16 protein-coding genes are annotated in these 19,443 nt (G+C 63.1%); 1 reads left to right on the top strand and 15 read right to left on the bottom strand.

Annotation, left to right across the window (positions count from 1 at the left end):
* Positions 1–18 precede the first annotated feature (18 nt).
* The 7 genes from HNQ60_RS21670 to HNQ60_RS21640 all read right to left on the bottom strand — a co-directional run bounded on the left by HNQ60_RS21670 (position 19) and on the right by HNQ60_RS21640 (position 8,183).
* The gene (locus HNQ60_RS21670) at positions 19–3,192 is read right to left on the bottom strand and encodes an efflux RND transporter permease subunit (protein ID WP_184334855.1); all 3,174 of its coding nucleotides are present in this window, start codon (positions 3,190–3,192) and stop codon (positions 19–21) included.
* Positions 3,193–3,203: 11 nt separating this feature from the next.
* Positions 3,204–4,439 (bottom strand): efflux RND transporter periplasmic adaptor subunit, encoded by a 1,236-nt coding sequence (locus tag HNQ60_RS21665; RefSeq protein WP_184334854.1) that lies wholly within the window; start codon positions 4,437–4,439, stop codon positions 3,204–3,206.
* The gene (locus tag HNQ60_RS21660) at positions 4,436–5,707 is read right to left on the bottom strand and encodes a TolC family protein (protein ID WP_184334853.1); all 1,272 of its coding nucleotides are present in this window, start codon (positions 5,705–5,707) and stop codon (positions 4,436–4,438) included. The genes HNQ60_RS21665 and HNQ60_RS21660 overlap by 4 nt, the downstream gene beginning before the upstream one ends.
* A gap of 74 nt (positions 5,708–5,781) precedes the next feature.
* Positions 5,782–6,168, bottom strand: coding sequence for a hypothetical protein (locus HNQ60_RS21655; RefSeq protein WP_184334852.1), 387 nt, complete (start codon positions 6,166–6,168; stop codon positions 5,782–5,784).
* A 130-nt stretch (positions 6,169–6,298) separates the two neighbouring features.
* The gene (locus tag HNQ60_RS21650; protein WP_184334851.1) at positions 6,299–7,162 is read right to left on the bottom strand and encodes an ABC transporter substrate-binding protein; all 864 of its coding nucleotides are present in this window, start codon (positions 7,160–7,162) and stop codon (positions 6,299–6,301) included.
* A 72-nt stretch (positions 7,163–7,234) separates the two neighbouring features.
* Positions 7,235–7,600, bottom strand: coding sequence for an Asp23/Gls24 family envelope stress response protein (locus tag HNQ60_RS21645; protein WP_221304373.1), 366 nt, complete (start codon positions 7,598–7,600; stop codon positions 7,235–7,237).
* A gap of 1 nt (position 7,601) precedes the next feature.
* On the bottom strand, positions 7,602–8,183 hold the full coding sequence (locus tag HNQ60_RS21640; RefSeq protein ID WP_184334850.1) for an RNA polymerase sigma factor: 582 nt from the start codon (positions 8,181–8,183) through the stop codon (positions 7,602–7,604).
* Positions 8,184–8,382: 199 nt separating this feature from the next.
* On the opposite strand from HNQ60_RS21640, the gene HNQ60_RS21635 reads away from it, so the two are divergent.
* The gene (locus HNQ60_RS21635) at positions 8,383–9,219 is read left to right on the top strand and encodes an AraC family transcriptional regulator (RefSeq protein WP_184334849.1); all 837 of its coding nucleotides are present in this window, start codon (positions 8,383–8,385) and stop codon (positions 9,217–9,219) included.
* Positions 9,220–9,229: 10 nt separating this feature from the next.
* On the opposite strand, the gene HNQ60_RS21630 is transcribed toward HNQ60_RS21635, so the two are convergent.
* From HNQ60_RS21630 to HNQ60_RS21595, 8 genes are all read right to left on the bottom strand, one after another.
* Positions 9,230–10,216, bottom strand: a complete 987-nt coding sequence (locus tag HNQ60_RS21630; RefSeq protein WP_184334848.1) for a rhodanese-like domain-containing protein — start codon at positions 10,214–10,216, stop codon at positions 9,230–9,232.
* Positions 10,217–10,262: 46 nt separating this feature from the next.
* Positions 10,263–11,546, bottom strand: a complete 1,284-nt coding sequence (locus tag HNQ60_RS21625; RefSeq protein ID WP_184334847.1) for an acetyl-CoA C-acyltransferase — start codon at positions 11,544–11,546, stop codon at positions 10,263–10,265.
* Between the two features lie 68 nt (positions 11,547–11,614).
* Positions 11,615–12,376: a ferredoxin reductase gene (locus tag HNQ60_RS21620; RefSeq protein ID WP_184334846.1), complete on the bottom strand. Its 762-nt coding sequence runs from the start codon at positions 12,374–12,376 to the stop codon at positions 11,615–11,617.
* Between the two features lie 148 nt (positions 12,377–12,524).
* A complete protein-coding gene (locus HNQ60_RS21615) occupies positions 12,525–13,130 on the bottom strand; it encodes a sulfite oxidase-like oxidoreductase (protein ID WP_184334845.1) in 606 nt (201 codons plus the stop codon).
* Between the two features lie 4 nt (positions 13,131–13,134).
* Entirely contained in the window at positions 13,135–14,838 is a 1,704-nt protein-coding gene (locus HNQ60_RS27970; protein ID WP_184334844.1) for an FAD-dependent oxidoreductase, read from the bottom strand.
* Positions 14,839–14,852: 14 nt separating this feature from the next.
* Positions 14,853–15,395 (bottom strand): DsbA family protein, encoded by a 543-nt coding sequence (locus tag HNQ60_RS21605; protein WP_184334843.1) that lies wholly within the window; start codon positions 15,393–15,395, stop codon positions 14,853–14,855.
* A 100-nt stretch (positions 15,396–15,495) separates the two neighbouring features.
* Complete coding sequence (locus HNQ60_RS21600; protein WP_184334842.1) at positions 15,496–15,960, bottom strand: helix-turn-helix domain-containing protein; 465 nt, start codon at positions 15,958–15,960, stop codon at positions 15,496–15,498.
* A gap of 495 nt (positions 15,961–16,455) precedes the next feature.
* The gene (locus HNQ60_RS21595; RefSeq protein WP_221304372.1) at positions 16,456–19,263 is read right to left on the bottom strand and encodes a TonB-dependent receptor; all 2,808 of its coding nucleotides are present in this window, start codon (positions 19,261–19,263) and stop codon (positions 16,456–16,458) included.
* Between the last annotated feature and the right edge of the window lie 180 nt (positions 19,264–19,443).

The following is a 19,443-nucleotide window of genomic DNA, read 5'->3' as shown; positions in this document are numbered from 1 at the left end:
TCTCCGTTGGTTCTTCAGCTAAAGTTGAACGGGCGTTGCCCACCGCGCCCGCAGCGACACCGAGCTATACAGCAGGCGGTACAGTGCGGGCAATACCAAAAGGGTCAGCAGGGTCGAGGACAGGATGCCGCCGATGACGACCGTCGCGAGCGGTCGCTGCACTTCGGAGCCCGTTCCCACATTCAGCGCCATCGGCACGAAGCCGAGGCTCGCGACCAATGCTGTCATGAGCACTGGCCTCAGGCGCGTCAGCGCGCCGACTCGAATCGCCTCGTCGAGCTCTGAACCGCGCTCCCGAAGATCGCGGATGAACGACAGCATCACGACGCCGTTGAGCACAGCAATCCCAGACAATGCGATGAAGCCGACCCCCGCGGATATCGATAGCGGCATTCCGCGCACGAGCAGCGCAAAGACACCGCCGGTCAGCGCGAGCGGAACGCCTGTAAACACGATCAGCGTTTCTCGTCCCGAGCCGAACACCGCGTAGAGCAGGCCGAAGACCAGGAGCAGCGTGAGCGGCACAACAATCGACAATCGCTGAGTCGCGGATTCCATCTGCTCGAACGTACCGCCATAGTCGATCCAGTAACCCGTCGGCAGCTTCACGGACGCTTCGATCCGTGTGCGCGCGGCATCGACGAACGAGCCGAGGTCACGCTCGCGGATGTTCGCCGTGACGACGACGCGACGCTTGCCGTTCTCGCGACTGATCTGGTTCGGCCCGATCGTCACGTCGATCTTTGCCAGCTCACCGAGCGGCACGAACTCCGGCGACGACACCGCGTCGGCAAAGCGATCGCCGTCGCCTGCATCAGCGGATGTCACAGGCAACCGAACCGGCAGCCTGGCGAGCACAGCGGGATCAGCTCGCGCCGAGTCTTCGAGACGCACGATGATGCCGAAACGGCGATCGCCTTCGAACAACACGCCAGCGCGATGTCCTCCCAGGGCCGCACGCACGACATCCTGCACGTCCGTCACGGACAGGCCATAACGCGCAAGCCGCTCACGATCCGGATCGATCGACAGCAACGGCAATCCGGTCGCCTGCTCCGTCTTCGCGTCGGCAGCCCCTTCGATTCCCGCGACCACGGCTTCGATCTGCTGGCCGATTTCCATGAGCCGGTCGAGATCATCGCCATACACCTTCACGGCCAGATCGGACCGGACGCCGGAGATCAGCTCGTTGAAGCGCATCTGGATCGGCTGCGTGAACTCGTAGTTGCTGCCCGGAATTTCGGCGGCCGCCGCTTCGAGTTCGCGCACCAGCTGCGCCTTCGGCTTGTCCGGATCGGGCCACTCCGCGCGCGGTTTCATGATCACGAACGTATCGGAAACCGACGGCGGCATCGGATCGTTGGCAACCTCGGCTGTCCCCAGCTTGCCGAAGATGTGCGACACCTCTGGTATCTTCGTGAGCCTCGCCTCCAGCACCGACTGCATCTCAACCGCCTGCGTGAGACTCGTGCCCGGGATGCGCAGCGCATGCAACGCAATGTCGCCTTCGTCGAGATTGGGGATGAACTCTCGTCCCATTCTCGTTGCGGCGAACCCCGCCACGACTACGAGTATGGCCGCAACCGCGACCGTGACGCCGCGCCGCTCCACCGCTTTCGCCAGCACCGGCTCATAAGTCGTACGGATCGATCGCATGATGCGATTTTCCGCATGGGCCACCTCACCCTTCACGAAGAGCGCGACCGCGGCAGGCACGAAGGTCAGCGACAGCACCAGCGCCGCCACCAGAGCGATGACGACCGTGAAGGCCATCGGATGGAACATCTTTCCCTCGATGCCGGTCAGCGAAAAGATCGGCAGGTAGACGACCAGGATGATCGTCACGCCGAAGACGCTGGGGCGAATCACCTCGCGCGTTGCGTCCTTCACGACGACCAGCCGCTCCTGCAACGAAAGCAGTCGACCAAGCGTCGCCTGCGACTGCCCGAGATGCCTGAGGCAGTTCTCGACGATGATCACCGCGCCATCGACGATGAGGCCGAAGTCGAGCGCACCCAGGCTCATCAGATTGCCGGACACCCGCGAGCCGACCATGCCGCTGATCGTCGCCAGCATGGCGATCGGGATGACTGCCGCCGTCACGAGCGCAGCGCGAATATTGCCCAGCAGCGCGAACAGCACGGCGATCACCAGCAACGCGCCTTCCGCCAGGTTCGTCGTCACCGTGCGTATCGTCGCGTCGACGAGCGATGAGCGGTTGTAGATCGGCGTAGCCTGCACACCTTCCGGCAAGGACGCCGCGATCTCCTTCAGCCGCGATGCCGCCGCATCGGCGACCGTCCGACTGTTCTCGCCGACCAGCATGAACACCGTGCCGAGCACGATCTCCTCGCCGTCCTGAGTCGCGGCACCGGCGCGCAGCTCGTGACCGACCTGCACCTGCGCAACTTGCGAGAGCCGGATCGCCACGCCCTGTCGATGCGCGAGCACGATGTTGCGCAGCTCATCGATGTCGGTGACCTGGCCGGGCGAGCGGATCAGATACTGCGAGCCGCTGCGTTCGATGTAGCCGGCGCCGATATTTTCGTTGTTGCCGGCGACGGCGCTCACGATGTCGCTGAAAGTCAGGTCGTATGCCATCAGCCGCTGCGGATCGGGCGCAATCACATACGCCTTTTCGTAACCGCCGATCGTATTGACCTCGACGACGCCCGGCGTCTGTCGCAACTGCGGACGAATGATCCAGTCCTGCACGGTGCGCAGATCGGTCGGCGTGTAGCCGCTGCCCGGTTCCGCCGTCACCGTGTACATGAGGATCTCGCCCAGACCCGTCGCGATCGGACCGAGCGTCGGTTCGATTCCTTCCGGCAGGCCCGCACGCACTTCATTCAGCCGCTCTGTCACGAGTTGCCGTGCGAAGTAGATGTCGGTGCCGTCGCGGAAGACGGCTGTGACTTGCGACAGCCCGTAGCGCGACAACGATCGCGTGTACTCGAGTGCCGGAAGACCCGCCAACGCGGTCTCGACCGCAAACGTGACGCGCTGTTCGGACTCCAGCGGCGAGTAGCCGGGTGCCTCGGTGTTGATCTGCACCTGCACGTTCGTGATGTCCGGGACAGCATCGATCGGCAGGCGCTGAAAATTGACCGCGCCCAGAAGCGCGACCAGCAGGACGGCAGCGAGGATGGCCCAGCGCTGGCGGAGTGAGAATTCGACGATTCGGTTGAGCATGGCGGGAGTCCTTAGTGATCGTGACTCGCGCCAGACTTCTCGATGTCAGCCTTGATCAGGTAGCTGTTCCCGATCACGTACCGCGTTCCCGGTTTCAGGCCGCCGGTCACCTCCACGTACCTGCCGTCAGCCCGACCCAGCTCGAGCATGCGCACCTCGTAGGTCTCGCCGATGCTGGCGAACACGACCTCGAGATCCCTGAACTTCTGCAGAGCATCGCGTTTCACTGCCAGCGGCACCGGCACCTGCGAGACGGTGACACGCCCGGTCACGAACTGACCGGGACGCAATTGCCCGGCTGTGTTCTCGATGACGACGCGGGCACGAACGCTCTGGCTCCCGTGCGTCGCGAGCGGTGCGATCCTGGCGATCCGGCCGAGACCGAGCGCGTTGCCGTCGAGATCGAACAGCTCGACGGGCTGTCCCTCGTCGACACGCGACAGCTCGCGCTGAAAGACGTCGAGCTCCACCCACACCCGCGTGATGTCGACGATCGTGAACAGCGGCACATCGCCTGTTGCTTCACCGATCTGAGCCTGCTGTTCGACGATCGTTCCCGCGATGGGCGCGATCAACGGATAGTTCTGCAGGCTCTCGTTGCTCTGGATCTGAGCCAGCACGGCCCCTCGCGACACGGTGCTGAACGGCTGCACGCCGATCTCCCGGACGACACCGGGATAGCGCGCCCGGACACGCGAGATCCGCGTCGGATCGGCATGCACGGTGCCGGAAAGAACTACTTCGTCCTTCAGCACAGCGGGTCCTGCCTCTTCCGTCACGACGCCCATCGTGGCCGCGGTCGCGGCTGCGATCTGCGTTCGGCCTTCGTAGGAGCTGAACTTCCAGACATGCTGTCCACCTCCGGAGGAAACGGCGGTCACCTCCACATCAAACGAATGCGGCTCCTCGACCACGCCATTTCCCCGCAGGAAATCGTCCTGCGGCGCAAAGGCAAAGCGATCGACCGATCCGTCCAGCCGCGTGAGAACGACAGTCACCGCCGCCGCCGATGGGGGCGCTGGCTGACCGTCTTCGTACAGCCACACCCGGTATTCGGGGGGCACGCCGGCTTCGTGGATCGCGAGCTCGAGTGCAAAGTCGCCGTCGCGCAGTACGCGACCTCCGTGCTGACCTCGTTCCGCTTCTTCCGCGTGATCGTGAGCGGACTCTTCGTGCGCGTGTTCTTCATGCGATCCGCCGCAAGCTGCGAGCAGCAGCGCCGCGGCCAGTGTCAGGAATGTCTTCATGGGGTGTTCCCTTTCGCGAGCGTGAGCATCGACTGCCCGGTGAGCCGCTCGACTTCGATGAGTTGCAGATGGAACTGGGCGGCCGCCTGGATCGCATCGAGATCGATGTCCAGGAGCTGACGCTGTGCGTCGGCCAGTTCGAGAAATGAGAATCGGCCAGCGCGATAGCCGGCCTCAGTGGTCTCGAGCATCTGCTGGGCCTGCGGACGAATGCGCTCCCGCAAAGCCAGCGCCTCGGCTCGCGCGTGGGTCAGTTCCTGGTACACGCTGAACAGCGTCGAATGCACATCGAGGCGATGGGCTTGCTGAGTCAATGTCAGCGTCGTCCGTTCCGCTGCCACCGCGCGCAGTTCACCGTCAGCTCGGCGCGAACCGCCGAACGGCATTGCTACGCCGGCAACGAGCGCAGCGTCGTCGACAGCTTCGAGGCGGCGGACACCCACGTTGAACGTAAGGCTCGGACGGCGCAGCGATTGCGCCAGGCGGGTCCTTGCTTCGAGAACGCGTTGACCCGAAGCAAACGTGTTCAGCGCCGGATTGTTCTCGATCCGCTGCGCGTAGCGATCGAACTGCTCTGGCTCATCGAGACCGAAGAGAGAACCGCGAACCTCCGTGAACCGCGGATCGGTCTCACCCCATTGCACCGAGAGCGCCACTCGCGAACTGCGCAGTTCGTGCTCGGCATGTTCGGCTTCGATACGCGCACGCGCGAGCGCAATCTCCGCGCGACTCGATTGCACAGGGGATGCGGCCCCGGCCTGCACCCGCGTCCGCACAGCTCGTGTCGTTTCCTCAGCGAGTGAAACGGAGCGTTCGAAGGCGGCCAGTCGCTCCTGATCGGCAAGCACCTCAACGAATCGGCGCGCAACCTCGGCCGCAGCGTCGACCCGCTGCGCACCCTGCTCCGACGCCAGCTTCTCGAGCTGCGAATCACCGAGCATTCGCCGCGCATCAGCTTTACCGCCGAGCTCCACCACCTTCGATAGCTGCAATGTCGACTCGAGCGCCTTCGCACCCGACAGATCACCCGTGCCGGCGAAATTCTCGAACTGCAGCTCGACGACCGGGCTGGGAGCCAGCGCTTGAAGGGCGGCCTCTTCGCGGGCGGCTGACGTCTGCGACTCGAAAGCAACCAACGCTGGATTGCGTGCCGCGGCCAGATCGAGCGCCTCACGTAATGTGATCGAACCTGGCCCGGCAGCAGCGCTCGACGCCGACCAGCAGGCGATGACGCACACGAGCGGTGCGCGCCTGAATGAAATCTTCATCATGACCTCCGGCACGCGCGCGCAGAGACGCACGTGCGTGACAACACCGAAAAAACGAATCGAGGTGTGGAGGCTTAGAGAGGCGGGCCGCGCAGCGGCGGTTTCAGCGAGTGCAACGCCCGCAGGATCGGGGGCGCATCGTTCGAACGCAGCCAGAGCCGGCCGCGCACATCGAACAGGAGCAGCAGGAAGACTGCCGCAAGGAAAGCAGGAATGAGAATGTCAGCGGACTCGCCGACTTTCTTGACCAGCGCCGTGTCCAGCATCTGGACATCGCGGTCCTGATGCTGCGAATCGACATGATGAGAATCGTCGTGACCGGCGCCGTCCGTCATGTGGACCGCGGCGGGAGGCTCCTGGCCGTCGAAACAAAGATGCAGGTGCGCATCGACCAGGCGCGTCACCATGAAGGCGATCAGCGCCAGCCAGATCCAACCTCTCGAGGTCCGATGCCGCTGCATGGGCGCAAGTATGGCAAACCTCGGGCGACCACTGGAAGCCGCCTACTCCGTCATCCCCGCGCACGTGGGGATCCATCCGGACGATTCAAAGATGGATTCCCGCCTGCGCGGGAATGACGGAGTTACCGGCTCAGGCGACCCGTTCCCGCCCCGCCTCCTGCGCTGCGTCACCGCTCGCGAAGGCAGTCTGGAACATACGGGTGCGGTGCTCGCGCCAGCCTTCGACGATTGCGTGCAGTGCATCGAGGCCGTCGGTCAGCGCCGCCGGACCGGGTTGCAGAATGAGAGACGACGGGATCGCGTGGATCTCGCCATTCCAGACCGCGGGCACATCGGCCCAGCCGTCGCGATGCAGGACGCTCTCACGGTCGAAGGCCTTGCCGTTCCACGCGGCCACGATGATGTCGGGCGCACGGCGCACGACTTCGTCGCTGTCGTGAACGACACGCCCCTCCGGTCGTCGCTGATGGGCCAGCTCCGGGAAGCAATTGTCGCCACCCGCGATGGTGATGAGCTCCGAAACCCAGCTCGTCGCGGTGATCGAAGGCTCATCCCACTCTTCGAAGTAGATGCGCGGCCGACGCTCGTGAACGGAGCGTGCGCGGATTGCTTCGATCCGCCATTCGAGCGTCGCGGCGAAATGCGCAGCTTCGGCATCGCGGCCGACGACACTGCCGACGATCCGGATCATGTCGAGAATGCCGCGCACCGACCTTTGGTTGAACAGGTGCACCGATACGCCGCGCTGCGCGAGACCGCCGAGCACATCGCCGTGACTCTCACCAAATCCCAGTACGAGATCGGGCTCGAGCGCGCAGATGCGATCGACGCAGGTGGTGGTCTGCACGGAGACGCGCGGCTTCGCGTGAATCTCCGCGGGAAGTCTTGCGGGCGAACCGGAGAAGCCGACGATTCGCTGTGCCTCGCCCAGGAGGCAGAGTGTTTCAGAAGTCTCAGGACTCAAACAGACGATACGGGAAGGATGAGTATTCATTGACGGGTTCCAGCGTCTTCGATCGTTTGTCGATAGGACCCGGGTTCGGCGCCTAAAGTTTCAGCGCAAGGTTCAAGCGCTGTTCGTTTGGGACGAATCCGGGTTGCCGCGATGGCTCGCATGCCTGCCCCAGCGGCAGTTGTTGCGCAGCCCACGGCTGAACGTCTCTCGCTCCTGCGGCGTCATATGACGCCAGCGGTCATGAAGGCGATGACGACGATGGTGATGGCGGTGGCCGAAACCGCGCAGGCCGCCGAAAAGGATGCGGCCGAGCACGAACAGGCCGAGCGCCTGCCAGAAGGTAATGGTTTCGAGGCCGAGCACCGGCGGCGCGAGCCAGTTCCACAGCAGCATGACCGCCCCACCGATCACGGCGCCTGCGAGGGTGATGATCCCCACGATGCCGATGCCTTTCTTCCACCAGCTGCTCATGTTCATGTCACTGTGCTCCGCCGTTCGCATACTCGTTGAAAATGTCGCGCAATCTGTTGCGCAGATGTAAAACTGCCGCGTGTTTTCGCGCGAGCAGCGTGTTGATCGGCACGCCGCTCTCCAGCGCCATCTGCTTGAAGCTCCGGCCTTCGATCTCGTGTGCGATGAACACGTCGCGCTGTGCCTCGGGCAGCTCGTCCAGGGCGACGAATATCTCGTCAATCAGTATCTGTCGCGCGAATGCAGCCTCGGGACCTGCGTCTGCATCCGGCAACAGTCGCTCGAGTGTCGGCTCTTCGTCCTTTGCGAATGCGTCGGGCACCGGCAAGTCCACTTCACGGCCGCGCTTGCGAAACCGGTCCGTAATGCGATTCCTCGCAACGCGGTACAGCCACGCACCGACCTGTTCGATCGGCGTCATCATCCGATAGGCTTCGATGAGCTCGGAGAAAACGTCCTGCAGGATGTCCTCCGCATCTCGCTCGTTCATGACATAGCGCCGGATGAACTGGCGCAGCCGGGGACGTTCGCGGTTGACGTCCGCGACGATCCGCTCGTTCTGGTCCAGAGTTGTCAGGCCCGCAGTCATGTGATTACCGAGTCGATCCTCGAGGTCCGTCTATTTCCTAGACGAACGACGAGGTCGTTTATTGACAGATTCGCGAAGAAAAATTGCGCATTGGGAGCCGGCAGCAATCACGATCAAACATAGCCTTGGGCAGCAGGTCTATATAAGAGGGGTACGATCCATTGACCGGCCGATTTCGGCCGTTGACCGGTACGCATCATTGAATCCCGTCGCCAAAGCCCTCTGGTACATCGAGAGTCACTACGGTCAGGACATCGCCCTCGATGACATCGCCGACTGTGCCGGCGTCTCGCGCTTTCATCTGTTGCGCGCCTTTGGTGCAGCGACGGGGCAATCGATCATGCGTTACGTGCGGGCGCGACGCCTGGCGGAAGCGGCGCGGCGCCTCATTGCGAGTGCTGACGACATCCTTCCCGTTGCACTCGATGCCGGCTACGGATCGCACGAAGCGTTCACTCGCGCGTTTCGCGATCACTTCGGCGTCACCCCCGAATCGGTGCGACGACTGCGCAGTGTCGATCACCTTTCACTGCAGGAGCAGATTCCCATGAGCAGCGTTCCGACCGCAAAACCGAGCCCACCGCGTTTCATCGACAGCAAGGCGCTCCTGATCGCCGGCCTCGCCGAACACTACGACTGCGAGCGATCCGGCGCCGGCATTCCAGGCCAGTGGCAGAAGTTCAGCGCGTACATCGACAGCATTCCCGGCCGGATCGGGAAGATCGCGTACGGCGTCTGCTACAACACGGACGACGCCGGCAACATGGACTACCTGTGCGGTGTCGAGGTGAAGGAGTTCTCCGGGTTGCCGCCGCAGTTCTCGCATCTGCGAATTCCGGAGCGACGGTATGCCGTGTTCCTGCACAAGGATCACGTCTCCGCGATCCGCGGTACGTGGAATGCCGTCTGGAACGACTGGCTGCCGCAGTCGAACCACACCGTCGCAGATGCACCGTTCTTCGAGCTCTATGGCGAAGCGTTCGATCCGCGGTCGGGGAATGGCGGGGTGGAGTTGTGGGTGCCGGTGGAGAAGTAGCAGGACTCTGTCATTCCCGCGAAAGCGGGAATCCATCTTCCGATGCGGCCTGGATTCCCGCTTTCGCGGGAATGACGAACGGCACCTGCTGCACCGGAAATCCCTGCGCCCGCCACGCTTCGAGTCCACCTGCAAGCGGGCGCACGCGCTTGAAGCCTCGCGCCTGCAATGCCTTCGCGACCGTCGCCGCGGAAGCATCGTTGGGACAGTCGCAATAGACGACGATCTCATCCTGGGGATCGGCGCGCAACTCCGAGAGATCGCGGACATGGACGCTGCCCGGAATCCAGCCGCTGCTCTCGCGGCTCTCCTCGGTGCGGGCATCGAGCAAGACTGTGCTCGGCATCGATTGCAACAACGAACGCAATTCCCCTGTCGTAATCCGCGCCATGCGGATCTCCATGAGAAACCGATGGCGCTGCCACCATTTGTATGCGACGAAGAGCACGATCGCGACGAGCAGCATCAGCAATGCAACGTGACCGAGATCCTCGAGCGTCTGGAGCAGCGCTTCGACAGCTTCATGGAAGATGGCGCCGAGCACGACGGCACCGCTGGCCCATAACGCAGCGCCAATACCGTCATAGATCAGGAAGCGCCGCCAGCTCGTACCCGCCTGACCCGCGAGCGTGGTCGAAACAGCGGCGAAACCTGGAATGTATTTGGCGAGAATCAGCGACGGCGCTCCCCACTTTTCATAGATGCGCCTCGTTGTGCCTACGCACGAATCCGGCGACAGCGAAATGCGGCACATCAACCGCAGTAGCTGCGCCCCGAACCGCCGCCCTCCCGCGAACCATGCGATGTCGGCAACCAATGCAGCAATCGTCGCCACCAATAGAATCGGCCAGAGCGGTTGCTGCGCATCGGCAGCCAGTGCGGCCGTGACGATCATCGGCGCATACGATGGCGTCGGCAGCCCGCCCTGGTCGAGCAGCACGCTGATGAACACGACCCACAGGCCGTAGACCTGGATGATATGAATGAGCGTTTCCATTGTTCTGGCTCGTTGCTCGCCGCTCGCAGCTCACCCCGCGAGAGTCTCACGCCGCCTCGAGCAACGCCACGCTCCCCTGCCCGCCGTCGGCGCAGATGCTGACAATCGCACGACTGCCGGACGGCAGCGCCGCCAGCTCCTTCACTGCCTGGCTGAGGATGCGGGCGCCCGTCGCGCCGAACGGATGTCCAAGAGCGACACTGCCGCCGTTTGGATTGAGCCGCTCTCTCGGGAAGTGGCCGAAGCGCGGCTCCTCCCCCGCCTTCTGGCGCACGAAGTTCTCGTCTTCGAGCGCTTTGATGTGGAAGAGCACTTGCGCGGCGAATGCTTCGTGGATCTCCCACAGCGCGATGTCTTCGTACCTGAGCGAATGGCGTGCAAGCAGCTTCGGGATCGCGAAGGCCGGCGCCATGAGCAGGCCCTCATGACGGAAGTCGATGGATGCGATCTCCCAGTCGACGAGCTTCACTCGCGGAACGTCGGAAGGCAGCTTCTTCAATCCGGACTCCGTCGCCACCCAGATGCTCGCGGCACCATCCGTCAGCGGCGACGAATTGCCCGCCGACAGCGTCCCCTTGCCGCTGGTGCGATCGAATGCCGGCGAGAGCTTCGCGAGTTTTTCGAGCGACGTGTCCTTGCGAGGAATGCCGTCGCGACGCAGATCTCCCATGGGAATCACGAGATCGTCGAAGAAGCCTCGCTCCCAGCCCGCGACCGCTCGCTGATGGCTGTCGAGCGCATTTCGGTCCTGGTCCTCGCGGGCGATCTGCCATTCCTTCGCTGTGATCTCCGTGTGTTCACCCATGCTTTTGCCGGTTACGCGATTGGTCACCGACGGGATGTACAGCCGGATATCACCGAGCCTGAGATCGGTCAGATGCGAGACTTTCTGTCCGAGCGAGCGCGCCTGCTGGAACTGCCGCAACCAGTCGGAGAGCGGCTGCGCGAGCCCGAGCTGTACGCGACTCATGCTCTCTACGCCGCCCACCAACGCGAGATCGCGATTCGCGCCATTCAGCATGCCGGCAGCCTCGATCACACCGATCATGCTCGTCGAGCACGCCATGATGGTGGAGAACGCAGTCACTGACGGCGACACGCCCGCTTCCATCAGCACTTCACGCGCGATGTTGCTCCAGGTGAGATTGGGCACGACGGCGCCCCAGACCGCGAACTGCGGTACCTGACCATTCAGGCGATCGATCATGTGACGCACGACCGGCACCGACAATCCGATCGCATCGAACCTGGACAGTGCGCCATCGACCTTGGCGAAGGGAGTGCGAACACCGGCGGCGAGCCAGACTTGCGGAGCGTGTGCTTGAGCCATGACAACCTCGCGGGAATAGATTTCGTCACTCCCGCGAAAGCGGGAGTCCATCCTGCACAATCAGCTTCTCACCCATATCGCTCGGTGCGAATCACATCCGCATTCACCGCTGCGGCGATGAGTGCCTGCGATGCCGCCTCGACGAAGGGATTGGAGCCGCAGACAAGACACTGGCGAGGCGTCTGTGATAAGCACGCCAGCATCGATGCAATCATTTGCCGATCGATCCGCCGCTCGAAATCCCCTGGTCGCCGCGCTCCTTCCCGGGTGGTCGTGAGCACGAGCTGGAAGCCGTCCTGTCTCGCGGCATACTGCAGCAACTCATCCCGATAAAGAACGTCATCCCACGTCCTCGCCGATGCGAGCAAGACGAACGGCGTATTGACCCGCTGGTTGGCGCGATGACGAATCATGCTCACGAGCGGCACGAGCCCCGATCCGCCGCCAATCAGGACAATTGGGCCTGCATCCCCGATCGACCATACGAAGTAACCACCGATCGGACCGCGCAGCTCGATCTCATCACCGACGACGGCAATATCGTGAAAGAAAGGCGAGACCTCGCCGTCCTCCAGCCGCTCGATGGCAAGTTCGATTTCGCCACTTGCGTCCGGTGCGGATGCGATCGAATAGCTGCGCTGCGCCTGGTAGCCGTCTTCAGCGGACAGGCGCACATCGACATGCTGACCGGCGAGGAAATCGAACGGCTGCGGAAGACGGAGAAAGAAGCTCTTGATGCGCGCGGTGCGCGGAACGATTGCGGTGATGACAGCGGATTGCCACTGGAGGCGGCCTGGATGGAGATCGGGAGTGGAGGTGTTTGTTGTCATGGAACAGGCAAGAGCCTTGACGCACTGCGTGCGGCTTCAGCGAAGCATGCCTTCGGCATGACGTCCGACTTGAAGTCGGACCCACAACGGAAGGAGTCTCTTCTCCGGACCAACCGCTAACCGCCAACCGCGAACCGCTTCTCCATCACTAGTCTCCTGCGAACCGCTCCTCTTTCCACGGATCACCCCTCATGTGATATCCGCGCAGCTCCCAGAACCCGGCTTCATCCCGCTGAGTGAACTGCAGCCCATTCACCCACTTCGCGGATTTCCAGAAGTACAGGTGCGGCACGAGCAATCGCGCGGGTCCGCCGTGATCCGGCTCGAGCGGTTTGCCGTCGTACCGCAATGCGACCATCGCCTTGCCGCCGGTCAGATCATCGATCGGTACGTTGGTGGAATAGCCGCCGTAGGAATGAGCGAGCGTGAACTTCGTCGGCGGCTCCAGGCCGGCTGCCTTCAGCAGATCATCGATCGACACGCCTTCCCAGATCGTGTCGAGCTTCGTCCACTTCGTGACGCAATGAATGTCGCGAGTGAACTGCGTGCGCGGCAGCGCGTTGAACTGCTCCCAGTTCCAGGTCGCGACGGTTCTCGGTCCGACCTTCAACGTGAACGACCACTGATCGAGCGGAATGTACGGCGTCGGTGTCGCTGCCAGCACGGGAAACCCGTCAGTGGCCGACTGACCGGGCGGAATGCGGCCTGCCGTGTCGCGAGGCGGACGTCGGCCACCGAAGCCTCGGGTAGCCATGCGTCTATGCCGAAGCGCGTGTCGCCATTTCGGTCAACACGCGATGCACGAACTGAACGCAGATGGATCCTTCACCGACGGATGACGCCACCCGCTTCACGCTTCCCGAACGCACATCGCCCACCGCGAAAATGCCAGGCAGGGTCGTCTCGGACAGATAAGGCGATCGCTGCAGCGACCAGCCCGTTTGCGCAAGCTCCTCACGCGTCAGATCAGCGCCGGTGCGGACAAATCCCTTGTCGTCAAGCTTCACACAGCCTTCGAGCCACTGGGTGTTGGGTACCGCACCCGTCATCAGGAAGAGATGCGAAATGTCCTCAGTCACTGCGTCCCCATTGGCGCCGCAGAACCAGCTCACACGCTCGAGACGATCACCGCCCTCGATGCCGGTAAGTTCGGTCTGCGGGTGCAGCGTGATGTTCGGATTTTCTTCGATGCGTCGGATCAGATAGCGCGACATGCTGGCCGCGAGGCTCGGGGCGCGGATGACGATGTGAACGTGACGACAGCTGTTCGCGAGAAATACCGCAGCCTGCCCCGCGGAGTTGCCGCCCCCGACGATAACGATCTCATCGTCCTTGCACAGTCTCGCTTCCAGATGCGTCGCCGCGAAATACACGCCCAGGCCGATGAACCGCTGCAGGTTCTCGAGCGGCAGACTGCGGTACTGCGCGCCTGTTGCGACGACGATGCTTCTCGCCCGCAGCACGTGACCATCTTCGAGCTGAATGCCGTAGGGCCAGCGATCGCAGAGCAATCGTTGCGCCTGCCAGCCGATGCCGACGTTGGCGCCGAACTTCTGCGACTGCACGAGCGCTCGCCCCGCCAGCGCCTGACCGGAAATCCCGGTGGGAAACCCGAGGTAGTTCTCGATTCGCGAGCTCGATCCGGCCTGTCCGCCAGGAGCCATCGTTTCGAGCACGAGCACATCGAGACCTTCCGACGCCGCGTAGACGGCTGCGGACAAACCGGCCGGGCCCGCGCCGACGACGATGACATCGCGCACTGCTTCGATGTCGAGCTTCGGATTCATCCCCAGGCATTCGACGATGTCCTGGTTGCGCGGCCGGCGGAAGACTTTCTCTCCGCGGCACACGACGACGGGAAGCTCATTCTCGCGAACGTGAAACCGATCGAGCAGATCCTGCACCGAAGGATCGCTCTCGACATCGACGCTCGTGAACGGATACGCGTTGCGTGTGAGGAACTCGCGCAGTCTCAACGTGCCGCCGCAGTGACGCGAACCGATCAGCATGACGTCGCTCTGCCCGCTGGCGATCAATCCCATCCGTCGCAGGATGAACGCACGCATGAAGATCTCGCTGAGCTCTGCATCGGTCTGCACGAGCTCCCGCAACTGCCCCTCGTCGATCGCGAGGACCGCGCCCGAGTCGACCACACTGATGCGCACGAACCCCTGCGCTCCGCGCAGCGTGCTGATCTCGCCGCCGAAGTCGCCTTTCGTCAGAACGGTAATGCGTCCACCCGCACCCGGCAGCGAGAGGTCGAGGGCACCGTCGAGCACCACGTACATCGGAGCATGGCGCTGGCCAGGTTCCGTAAGCACTTCTCCCGCCCTTGTCTCCACGCGCTTGCCGTGGGGGCACAGCCGCGACAACTGCTGCGCCGAGAGCTTGGGAAACATCTGCGGCCGACGCGATTCGTAGAGAGATTGCGCGGCGGTGGTCACTTCAGGTTGTGTGGCCATGGAATCGGCTGGGGCTAACGCCGCAACGCCGCGTCAACGGCATCGAACAGAGACTGCATCCCGAAGGACACATCCTGGATCCGGCCGTTCAGGAAGAACGTCGGTGTTCCTCGCACGCCGCTGCTGGTGCCGCTGTGCTGATGCTCGCGGACACGCTGCAGATAGATTTCATCGTCCATCTCCGCGGTGTAGCGAGCCATGTCGAGATCGAGACGCTCAGCGTATCCGTGCAACTGTTGCTGCTTCAGATGTCGCTGATTGTCGAACAGCAGGTCGTGCATCTCCCAGAACTTGCCCTGGGCACCCGCGGCCTCGGCTGCCTCCGCGGCATGCAGCGCATGCGGATGGACTTCTTCGAGGGGGAAATGACGGAAGACGAGCCGGATCCGCTCGGCATAGCGCTCGAGCAGCAACTTCACCGCAGGCGCAGCCTGCTTGCAGTTCGGGCACTCGAAGTCGCCGTACTCCACGAGTGTGAGCGGTGCGTGTTCAGGGCCCAGGCGATGATCAACCGCCGTGACGGGGAGGCTGAGCTCGAACGGATGATTGCGGTTCATGGGCGGGTTCCGGGGATTCTTCAGGCTTCGACGATACTACTCGCGCGGCGCAGCAACGATGCCCTGCATTCGCCGCAATGACCCTTCCGCACCGCCGCAGTTACGCGCCAGCGGCGGTCTGCAGCACCTCGCCATGCGTCCGCGCGAACTGGCGCGGCGTCACTCCTGCGTACCGACGGAACGACCGCGAAAAGTGGCTCTGGTCGCAGAAGCCCAGCGTCGCCGCGATCTCGCTCATGCGCCGGTCGCTCGATACGAGGATCTGCTTGGCCCGTTCGATACGAGAGCGAAGCAGAAACTCCATGGGGCTTTCGCCGGTGCTGATCCTGAACAGCCGCGCGAAATGAAAGCGGCTCACACCGACCGCGCGAGCGAGATCTTCGAGCGTGAAGGGATCGCCCAGGTGCTGCTCTATATATGTGAGTGCCAGGCGCAGTGCCCTGCGGCTCAGCCCTCGAACGGGAGGCACTGCTGCATTCTGGTGCAGGAACACCGACGGATGCAGCAGCGGCGAGTGGATCGCGCTGTCATGCGACGGCTCGAAGGAGTGCAGATCGATGCTCATGAGAATGCTGCCATCGTGGACCTCGGGTGTAATGCTGCGTGCAAGCGCGCGATTGCGACACCCTGTAAAGAGAAGCGTCTCTCTCCCCCGATCGGGGGAGTGCCTGGGTGTCGTGCATCATGCGTGCCGGAGAAGACGGCGAGATGACGCCAGCCTTCACGTCGTCACACCCGCGAACGCGGGTTGTCCATCGGAAATGCGCGCTGGCTTGACGAAGATGGACTGTGGGTCCGGCTTCAGCCGGACGTCATCGCGCCAGCGAGAGGCCTTCGGCCTGACGTCCCACTGAAGTGGGACCCACAAGAGCGGAAAGGATGGATTCCCGCTTTCGCGGGAATGACGGAGGAGACGGGAGAATCGGCGCGAGGACAGGAGCACGGACACTCCCACCCTCGCGCCTTCCGGGGGGCCAAAACTTCCAAAGACATCGGCTGCGGTCTACTAGTCTCCTTCCGAACCAACCGCTAACCGCCAACCGCTAACCGCTTCGTTCCTTCAGAACTTCCCGCGCAAGCCCACGAAGTAGCGCTTGCCGAACGTTTCGTTGCCGATCCGGCGATACGGATTGTTGTTCTCGATGCGCTGCTCATCGAGCAGGTTGATTGCCTCGGCGAACACCGTGAAGTTCGGCGTGAAGCTGAAGCTCGCCGACGCATCGAGCGAACCGTAGTCTTCGTTGAACTCGGGCAGGCTGCCGCGGCCGGCCGCCGTGATCAGCCATTCCTCGCGCCAGTTGTACGACGTGCGGACGCTGAACTGCTCGCCTTCGAAGTAGATGGACGCGTTGTAGCTGAGCTCGGAGAGACCGGGGAACGGCAGCAACTCGCCTGTCAGCAGGTTCGTGCCCTTGAAGCCTTCGTCATCGGAGTACGTGACGTTCGCCAGCACACCGAAACCGTTGAACGGCTCGGGCAGGAAGTCGAAGGCGTACTGGCCGCCGGCTTCGACGCCGGTGATCGTGACGGCGTCATTGCCGTTGACCGGCACGATGATCGTGTAGATCGTGCCGTCGACGTCTTCGGGGGTCGCCGTGTTGATGATGAACTGCGAGATCTCCTTGCGGAACAGCGTTGCCGACACGTAGCTCACATCGCTGAAGTACCAGTCGAGCCCCAGGTCGTACTGTGTCGCCTCGAACGGCTGCAGATTCGGGTTGCCGCGCGAGCCCGTCAGGCCCACGAGGTCGGTCGACCGGCGCAGCGCAAGCTGCGAAGGATTCGGGCGCGCCATCACCTTGCCCGCTGTGACGCGGCCGACGAGCTCATCCGTGAGGTTGATCTTCATGTTGAGTGACGGCAGCCACTTTGCATAGCCGCCAGCCTGCTCCGCCTGCGGGAAGGTCACGACCTGGCTGGCGCCGCTGCCCGTCTGCACACGGTTGTAGCCCGACGAGAGCGTGTCCGTATCGACGTAGCGCACACCGAGCGTCGTGCTCACCGGAACGCCGAGCTCGAACTCGAACGACGCCTGCAGATACGCGGCGTTGGTCTTCTCATCCACTGACCAGGTATCGAGATAGTTCTGGAATGTGCCGTTCGTATTCGGGTTGGTGTTCACGCCGTACGGGTCGAGGCCGCCCGGTACGCCGCTGGCAGCAACGGTTGCGTCGTACGTTGCATCGCCGTTGTCGTTCCAGTAGCGGACACCGCCCCCGAAACCGAGGTCGCCGGTCTCGAAGAACTGGATCGAGTTGACACCCGAGTTCGCATCGATGATGCCTGCGATGGTCGCCTGCGAGGCCGCAATGGTCCTTGTGCCGCCGCTGCTCGCCGGCAACGGCGTGCGGCTGCTCAACTGGATCGTGCGCTGATACAGGATGCTGTCCATCGTCAGGTCGCTGTGACGGTAGCCTGCCTTCACCGAAGGCATCCACGCGAGGTCGGGCTTGAACTCGACGTTGAACTCGCCCGACGTTTCGTCCTGCGTGTTCGTGCGCGGATTGAAGACCGCAGCGAGCTGGTTCACGAGTTGGCCAGTCGTGGTGTCGAGGCCGGGGAAAGTGAAATTCGGCGCGCCTTCGCCACCGGTGTAGTCGATGATCGCCCGCGGCACACCGAAGATCGTGGCAGTGGAATTCTTCTCGTCGTTCTGGACTTCCGCGTTCGCGTAAGCCACCCGACCGTCGAGCACGAAGCTGCCGATCTCGTATTTCGCACCGACGGCCGTCGTGTACTGATCGCGCTTCAGCGTGCCGTTGATGTTGCGGTAAGCGAGATCCACCGGGAACTGCGTCGTGCCAATGGCACCGCTGGTGATCTCGATGTGCTCGATGGTGTTGTCGGGGCCGACGACGGTGTTCGCATAGTCGATGATTCCCGAGGAGCCCGAGAGCTGCATCAGCATGCTGCTCACCTCCTCCTTCGCCTCCGTGTAGGTTCCTTCGGCGAACATCGAGAAGTCTTCCGAAGGACGCCACTCGACGACGCCGTTGAACGCGGGACGCTTCGTCTCGCGACGATCGATGATGTAGCGCGGAATTTCAGGAATCCATTCCGGAGTGCCATCGCCGTTGATGTCAGTGTGGCGACCCGGCGGGTTGATCAGCGCACCCTGGGCGTTGCGTGCATTGGGATCGCGCCGGATCCAGCCCGTCGTGCGCGCGTTGTTGCTGTCCAGGTTCCGCTCTTCATAAGTGGCTGACAGCAGCACGCCCAGCGTGTCATTGAAGAATGTGCGGCTGCCGATGAGTGCGAACTTGGGATCATATTCGTCGGCCAGATCGCTGTAGACCATCTGCGCCGAACCGGCGAGGAAGCCGCCGACTGCATCGAAGGGCCGGCGCGTTATCACGCGCACTGTGCCGCCGATGCCGCCCTCGGTCATTTCCGGCGTTGCGGATTTCACGACCTCGAGGCGCGAGATGAATTCGACGGGAATATCGCGGAAGTCCACGTCGCGACCGCCGCCGACCGTCATCGACAACGCGGACGAGCCGTTGATCTCGACGCGGTTCAAGCTGGGATCGGCACCGCGAATGCTGACGCCGCGGCCCTCGCCGTCCTGCCGGCTGATCTGTACGCCCGTCACGCGCTGCAACGCTTCGCTGACGTTCTTGTCGGGGAAGTCGCCGATGTCTTCGGCGGAGATGGCGTCGACGACCTGGATCGAATCGCGCTTCGCTTCGAGCGAGGAACGCAGACCGGCACGAATACCGGTGACGATGACTTCCTCGAGCTCGGTGCTGGCCGGTGTCGATGCCGGTTTCGCCTCCTGCGCAAACGCTGCACTCTGCACCAGTGCCGCAACGGCACACACCGACATGCCAGCGCCCAGGCGCCAGCGACCTTGCTTGGACTTGTCCACGGCTCGATCCCCCTCGCACGTTTGCAGAAGTTCTAATTCGCGTAGAGGTAGCTTTCGGAGCAGCCGAAGCGGTGTGCCCCGCTCTTGCCCCTCTTCCGCGCGCGCGTCACCCTGACACCGGTGACATCGCGTGCAAGAATTTGCGCCTGTTTGAACGAATTTGCAACTTTCTGAACAAAG

This window comes from Povalibacter uvarum (genome assembly GCF_014202975.1).
Taxonomy (GTDB): domain Bacteria; phylum Pseudomonadota; class Gammaproteobacteria; order Steroidobacterales; family Steroidobacteraceae; genus Steroidobacter; species Steroidobacter uvarum.
Note: the sequence above shows the minus strand (reverse complement) of the source record. Positions and strands in the feature narration are given on the sequence as shown.

Coding starts and splice junctions, on each gene's coding strand:
- HNQ60_RS21670 (WP_184334855.1), bottom strand. CDS start 3,192: ATGCTCAACCGAATCGTCGAATTCTCACTCCGCCAGCGCTGGGCCATC.
- HNQ60_RS21665 (WP_184334854.1), bottom strand. CDS start 4,439: ATGAAGACATTCCTGACACTGGCCGCGGCGCTGCTGCTCGCAGCTTGC.
- HNQ60_RS21660 (WP_184334853.1), bottom strand. CDS start 5,707: ATGAAGATTTCATTCAGGCGCGCACCGCTCGTGTGCGTCATCGCCTGC.
- HNQ60_RS21655 (WP_184334852.1), bottom strand. CDS start 6,168: ATGCAGCGGCATCGGACCTCGAGAGGTTGGATCTGGCTGGCGCTGATC.
- HNQ60_RS21650 (WP_184334851.1), bottom strand. CDS start 7,162: ATGAATACTCATCCTTCCCGTATCGTCTGTTTGAGTCCTGAGACTTCT.
- HNQ60_RS21645 (WP_221304373.1), bottom strand. CDS start 7,600: ATGAACATGAGCAGCTGGTGGAAGAAAGGCATCGGCATCGTGGGGATC.
- HNQ60_RS21640 (WP_184334850.1), bottom strand. CDS start 8,183: ATGACTGCGGGCCTGACAACTCTGGACCAGAACGAGCGGATCGTCGCG.
- HNQ60_RS21630 (WP_184334848.1), bottom strand. CDS start 10,216: ATGGAAACGCTCATTCATATCATCCAGGTCTACGGCCTGTGGGTCGTG.
- HNQ60_RS21625 (WP_184334847.1), bottom strand. CDS start 11,546: ATGGCTCAAGCACACGCTCCGCAAGTCTGGCTCGCCGCCGGTGTTCGC.
- HNQ60_RS21620 (WP_184334846.1), bottom strand. CDS start 12,376: ATGACAACAAACACCTCCACTCCCGATCTCCATCCAGGCCGCCTCCAG.
- HNQ60_RS21615 (WP_184334845.1), bottom strand. CDS start 13,130: ATGGCTACCCGAGGCTTCGGTGGCCGACGTCCGCCTCGCGACACGGCA.
- HNQ60_RS27970 (WP_184334844.1), bottom strand. CDS start 14,838: ATGGCCACACAACCTGAAGTGACCACCGCCGCGCAATCTCTCTACGAA.
- HNQ60_RS21605 (WP_184334843.1), bottom strand. CDS start 15,395: ATGAACCGCAATCATCCGTTCGAGCTCAGCCTCCCCGTCACGGCGGTT.
- HNQ60_RS21600 (WP_184334842.1), bottom strand. CDS start 15,960: ATGAGCATCGATCTGCACTCCTTCGAGCCGTCGCATGACAGCGCGATC.